Source organism: Fundidesulfovibrio sp., assembly GCF_058402725.1.
The window spans coordinates 1-4,965 of sequence record NZ_JBZVFJ010000197.1 but is presented as its reverse complement, the minus strand read 5'-3'; the positions used below and the strand labels follow the sequence as shown (position 1 = coordinate 4,965).

Genomic DNA, 4,965 nt, shown 5'->3' with positions numbered 1-4,965 from the left:
CCTACGGCCTTGAGGGTGATGGGCGTGGGCAGGGGGGAAACGTTGCTCAGGGAGAGCGCGCCCAGGTTGAAGCGGTTCACCTCCACCTCGAAGCCGTCCTTGTTCATCGCCACCTCGGTGACGGCCTTGCAGAGGCTGCCGGTCTGGATGGCGTTGAGCTGTTGCTGGATCTTGTAGCCGCAATAGCCCGCGATGATGCCCACCACGCCCGTGAGCCCCGTGAAGGTGATGCCCAGGCCCTCGTCGATGGCGGAGTCGCCCTGGTCGTGCCAGCAGCCGTCCTTGGTCCAGGTTTCGGAGGCGGCCGTGCCCAGCACGGCGGCCACGGCCGTGAGGCCCGCAGCCGCAGTGTACCAGTTGCGCATGGAGGTGAGGGCCGCCACATAGGCCTCCGAGAGCCCGGCCTGGATCTCGATGCCCGTGGTTCCCTGGATTTCCTTGGTGTCGAAGATCGACTTGGACTCGCTGCCCATCTCCAGCCCGTTGCCCACCACCACGCCGAAGTGGTTGCCCATCACCAGTTCGGACTTCCAGCCGCCCATGATCTCCATGGCCATGCCTGCGGTGATCTCGGCCTTCACGCCCACCGTGCCCTCGATGGACGTGCCGCCCACGAGCTTGTTCTCGTCGCCCAGCACCAGGGTCTGGCTCTCGCCCTTGGTCTTGAACTCCATGCTGCCCCCGCCGCCGGGCTTGGTGGAGCCCAGGGCGATGCTCGTCTCGTGGAAGGGCGAATAGAGGCCGATGAACTCCTGGCCCTGCAGATCGCCCATGACGATCTGGTTGTTGGCGGCGGACTTGATGGCGTTGACGGCGTTGGTGTTGGAGCGCACGTGGTTGAGGTTCTGCCCGTTGTGCACGGCGGCGGTGATCACGGGGCGGTCCGGATCGCCGTCGATGAAGGAGAGCAGCACCTCCGTGCCCTTGAGCAGGGGGAAATGCAGGCCGTATTTGGGCCCGGCGTAGGGCTCGGCCAGGCGCAGCCAGCAGGAGGCCTGGCCGTCTGGGCGGCCGGCCAGGTCGAAGGGCAGGCGCACCTTGTAGCGCCCCAGGTCGTCGATCATGGCGTACTGGCCCTCGCCCTCGGCGTCCACCTTGGCGTGGAACTGTCCGGCGATGCGCGGGCGGGGCGTGGAGCGCGCCGGGAGGAACTGGCGCTGGGACGCCATGGAATGGAAGGTGTTGCGGTAGTAGTTCTCCTGGTCCGAGGCGGTGGCGGCGCGCTCCAGGCCCGAGGTGAGGGGGGTCTTGTCGCGGCCCTTGTGCTCCACGCCGGTGACGAGCATCTGGACGTTGCAGGCCTCCAGCGGGTGGCCCGCCAGGGTGACCAGGCCGCCCGCGCGCAGGAGCATGGCCGTGCCCGCGCCCGTGAAGACCTCCTGACCGGCCAGGAGTTCCTCGGCGCGGATGCGCGCCAGGCGCTGGCCTTCGTCCTGGGTGAGGAAGTGGTCGCCGTAGTGGTAGTGCACGCCCACGCCGTCGGGAGCCACGGGGGCCTCGGCCAGGAGTTCCAGGTCCGGGCGCAGGTAGTTGTAGTCCTTGAGCACCACGCCGGCGGGCACGATCCTGTGATCGAGCACCAGCTGATGCACGGCGCTCTCGCGCTGCGGGTCGTCCATGCCCGATGGCGGCAGGTAGAGGCAGGGCGCTGTCGAGAGGGGGGTGTGGCTCATGAGCGAGTCCGTGACCACCAGCACCTCGCCCGCCTCCTGCTCCTCGAAATAGTAGTAGATGCCCTGGTGTTCCATGAGGCGCGAGACGAAGTCCAGGCAGGACTCGTTGTACTGGCACACGAACTCCAGGGCGGGATAGGCGGCCGACAGGCGCAGGTCGAAGGCCGTGAACCGGCATTGGCCGAACACCGTTGCGATGATCTGCGGCAGGCTCTGGTCCAGGAAGATCTGGTTCTGCCGGGTGTACGTCAGGAGCTTGAAGCTGGGCGAGAGCACGGCCCGGAAGAAGCTCACGTCGCCCCGGTTCTGGATGTACTGGTAGGCGAAGACCACGCCGGAGTAGGCGTTCGCGGTGGTGTCGCCGTTGATGCGCAGGGTGGCCTTGCGCCGCACCACCTCCGCCGGGGACGGCCCCTGGCCCTGGCAGATCAGCGTGACCGTGAAGGCGTAGGGCGTGGAGAGCGCATCCTGCCCCTGGAACTCCACCACCTGGAAGCGCCCGACCGGCTGGCCCTCCACGTCGAACTCGAAACGGGCGTATCGGCTCTGCGCCATGTCCGGCCTCCTGCAAGGGTGGTGCGCCTGGGGGCCGGACGGGCGGCCCGTGTCCTCCATCGTGGGTGGAGAATCCCTTTTCGGCCAGCCGCTGTCAAGCGGGCATCGGCAGGGGACGGGCCAGGTCAGCGCCGGGGGAAGGCCCCGGGGTAGCCCAGTTCGGCCAGCCTGCGGCGCAGGGCCTCGGGGCTGCCGGAGGAGCGCGCCAGCACGCGGTAGACGTCGCGGCCGTTCACCTGGGCCTGTTCGAAGCTGGTTTCCACGCCCTGGCTCGCCAGGCGGTCGGCCACGGCCTCGGCCTGCACCAGGGTGGGCAGCGCGGCCACCTGGAACACCACCTCGCCGTCGGCCCCGTGCGCCTCGGGCGGGTAGACGGGAGCCTGCGCCGGAGCGGGAGCAGGTGGTGGAGTCGGAACCGGGGCCGGAACCTGCGGCCGCGCCTCCTGCGGGGCGGGCTTCCTGCCTTCCTGCGCCGGGGCCGTGGCGGACGGGGCAATCTGGCCCAGGGGCTGGCGCGCGCCCAGGGACGGGTCCGTCGGAGAGACTGCGGCAGGGACCGGGGGCGGGCCGGAGACCGTGCCCGGCAGGGGCACGAAGGCGTACATGAGTTCGAAGCCCATCACCCCCGCCCCGTCGGGGCGCACGGCCTCGCCCTCGGAGGCCCCGCACTTGAGCAGCGCGAGGAACATCCCCTCCTTGCGCGCCCGCACGATCATTTCGCGCAGCACCTTCACGAGCTTGCTCCGGCACGCGCCGTCGTCCTGGTCGGTGGCCGAAAAGCCCTCGCGGCAGACGTAGGCCGTGTAGACCTTGTCCTTGGGAATGGTCACCTCCTTGCGGGGCGCCATGGCGTAGCGGATGGAATAGGCGAAGTCCGGGCAGCGGCCGGGGTCGCGGCAGGGGTTGTCCCAGCCCGCTCCGGCCTTCTCCAGGTTGTCGGAGAAGTCGGCCAGCAGGGCCAGGTTGCCCGGCCCGGCCTTCTCCGGCAGCAGGGCCAGCACGTCGGCGGCCAGGCGGGCGCACCCGGCCTGACGCCCGGCGGGCGGGGACTTGCGCAGGTCGCAGATGTCGCGCAGCTGCCAGTCCTGGGCAGGGGCCAGGGCCGGGAGGGCCAGGGCTGCGAGAAAAAGCGTCAGCAGGGCGGTGAGCGTCTTCATGCGCGGACTCCTTGGCGCATCCCATACCCCCCTTCCCCGCCCCCCACAAGCGGACGCGTTGCGGGTGGGACGCACGCCGGGCTTGCCGCCGCCGGGTTCGCCGGGCATGATGCGCCCATGGCGCAACTTCTGGAACTTTCCATCGAACGTCCGGCCTTCGGCGGCGCGGGCCTGGCCCGCCTGGAGGGCCGCGTGGCCTTCGTGGAGGGCGGGCTCCCCGGTTCGCGGGTGCTGGCCCGCGTGGTCAAGGACGATCCCCGCTGCCTCCGGGCCGTGGCCGAGCAGGTGCTGGAGCCCTCGCCCCACGCCGTGGACCCCTTCTGCCCCCACTACGGCCCCTGCGGCGGCTGCTCCTGGCAGGACGCGGCCTACGAGGCCCAGCTGGACTGGAAACGCCAGATCGTGGCCGAACAGCTGGAGCGCCTGGCCGGGCTCACCCCCCCCGTGGACGAGACCGTGCCCTCGCCCCTGACCCGGGGCTACCGCAACAAGATGGAGTTCGCCTTCGGCCCCGGCCCCACGCTGGGCCTGCGCGGGCGGTTCGACCCCTCGCGCGTCGTGGAGGTGGCCGCGTGCGGGCTCATGCCGGAACCCGCCATGGCCCTGGTGGCGGCCGTGTGCGCCATGGCCGCCAGGACCCAGCTGCCGCCCTACTTCGGGCGCACCGGCACGGGGACGTGGCGGCACCTGGTGCTGCGCGCGAGCGAAACATCGGGGCGCTGGCTGGCCCAGATCATCGTGGGTCCCAAGGCCCCCTTCAAGAGGCTGCGCCCCCTCTGCGAGGCCCTCATGCGCGACTGCCCGGACCTGGACGGGCTGGTGCTGGGCGTGCGCGCCGACCGCGCCGACATCGCCCAGGCCGAACACCGGGCCTTCACCCTGGGCAACGACTTCCTGGAAGAGAGCGTGGACGGCCTCACCCTGCGCGTGGGCATCGATTCCTTCTTCCAGACCAACACCCGGGCCGCCGCCCTGCTCTACGCCCGGGCCGCCGAGGCCGCGGCCCTCGCCCCGGACGAAACCGCCTGGGACCTCTGCTGCGGAGCGGGGGGCCTGAGCCTCTTCCTGGCGCGCTCGGCCAGGCGCGTGACGGGCTTCGAGATCTCCCAGGCCGCCGTGGACGACGCCCAGGCCAACGCCGCAGCCAACGGCCTTGCCAACTGCGTCTTCCAGGCCGGGGACGTGAAACTCGTGCTGGCGCGGCGCAAGGACATCCCCCACGTGGCCGTGCTGGACCCGCCCCGCGCAGGGCTGGACCCCAAGGCCCTCCAGGCCCTGGCCCAGGCCAGCCCGGCCCGGGTGGTCTACGTCTCCTGCAACCCCTCCACCCTGGCCCGGGACCTGGGCCGCCTGGCCCCGGCCTACCGCGTGGAGCGCGTGACCCCCGTGGACCTCTTCCCCCACACCCCGCACATCGAATGCGTGGCGCGCCTCACGCGCGCTGACGGATAAGACCGCCGCAGACGACGGCCGGGTCTGGCGCGCGGACGCAGGCCCTGCCCCGGTCCGGCATCCGGGGCAGGCCGGTCCAGGCCGGGAGGCGTCCCGGTTTCCCGGAGGCCCGGACGGGTCAGTCCGCG

At 71.3% G+C, this 4,965-nt stretch carries 3 protein-coding genes; 1 reads left to right on the top strand and 2 read right to left on the bottom strand.

Annotation, left to right across the window (positions count from 1 at the left end; genetic code table 11):
• Both ACV4UX_RS17195 and ACV4UX_RS17190 read right to left on the bottom strand, forming a co-directional pair.
• On the bottom strand, positions 1-2,228 hold a 2,228-nt coding region (locus ACV4UX_RS17195; RefSeq protein WP_491594509.1), incomplete at its 3' end, for a type VI secretion system Vgr family protein.
• Between the two features lie 125 nt (positions 2,229-2,353).
• Entirely contained in the window at positions 2,354-3,385 is a 1,032-nt protein-coding gene (locus ACV4UX_RS17190) for an SPOR domain-containing protein (protein WP_491594508.1), read from the bottom strand.
• 117 nt (positions 3,386-3,502) lie between these two features.
• On the opposite strand from ACV4UX_RS17190, the gene rlmD reads away from it, so the two are divergent.
• Complete coding sequence (gene rlmD, locus ACV4UX_RS17185; RefSeq protein WP_491594507.1) at positions 3,503-4,837, top strand: 23S rRNA (uracil(1939)-C(5))-methyltransferase RlmD; 1,335 nt, start codon at positions 3,503-3,505, stop codon at positions 4,835-4,837.
• Positions 4,838-4,965: the final 128 nt, after the last annotated feature.

What these genes read in the sequence shown, in the direction of transcription:
- ACV4UX_RS17190 (WP_491594508.1), bottom strand. Translation starts at nt 3,385, where the DNA reads ATGAAGACGCTCACCGCCCTGCTGACGCTTTTTCTCGCAGCCCTGGCC.
- rlmD (WP_491594507.1), top strand. Translation starts at nt 3,503, where the DNA reads ATGGCGCAACTTCTGGAACTTTCCATCGAACGTCCGGCCTTCGGCGGC.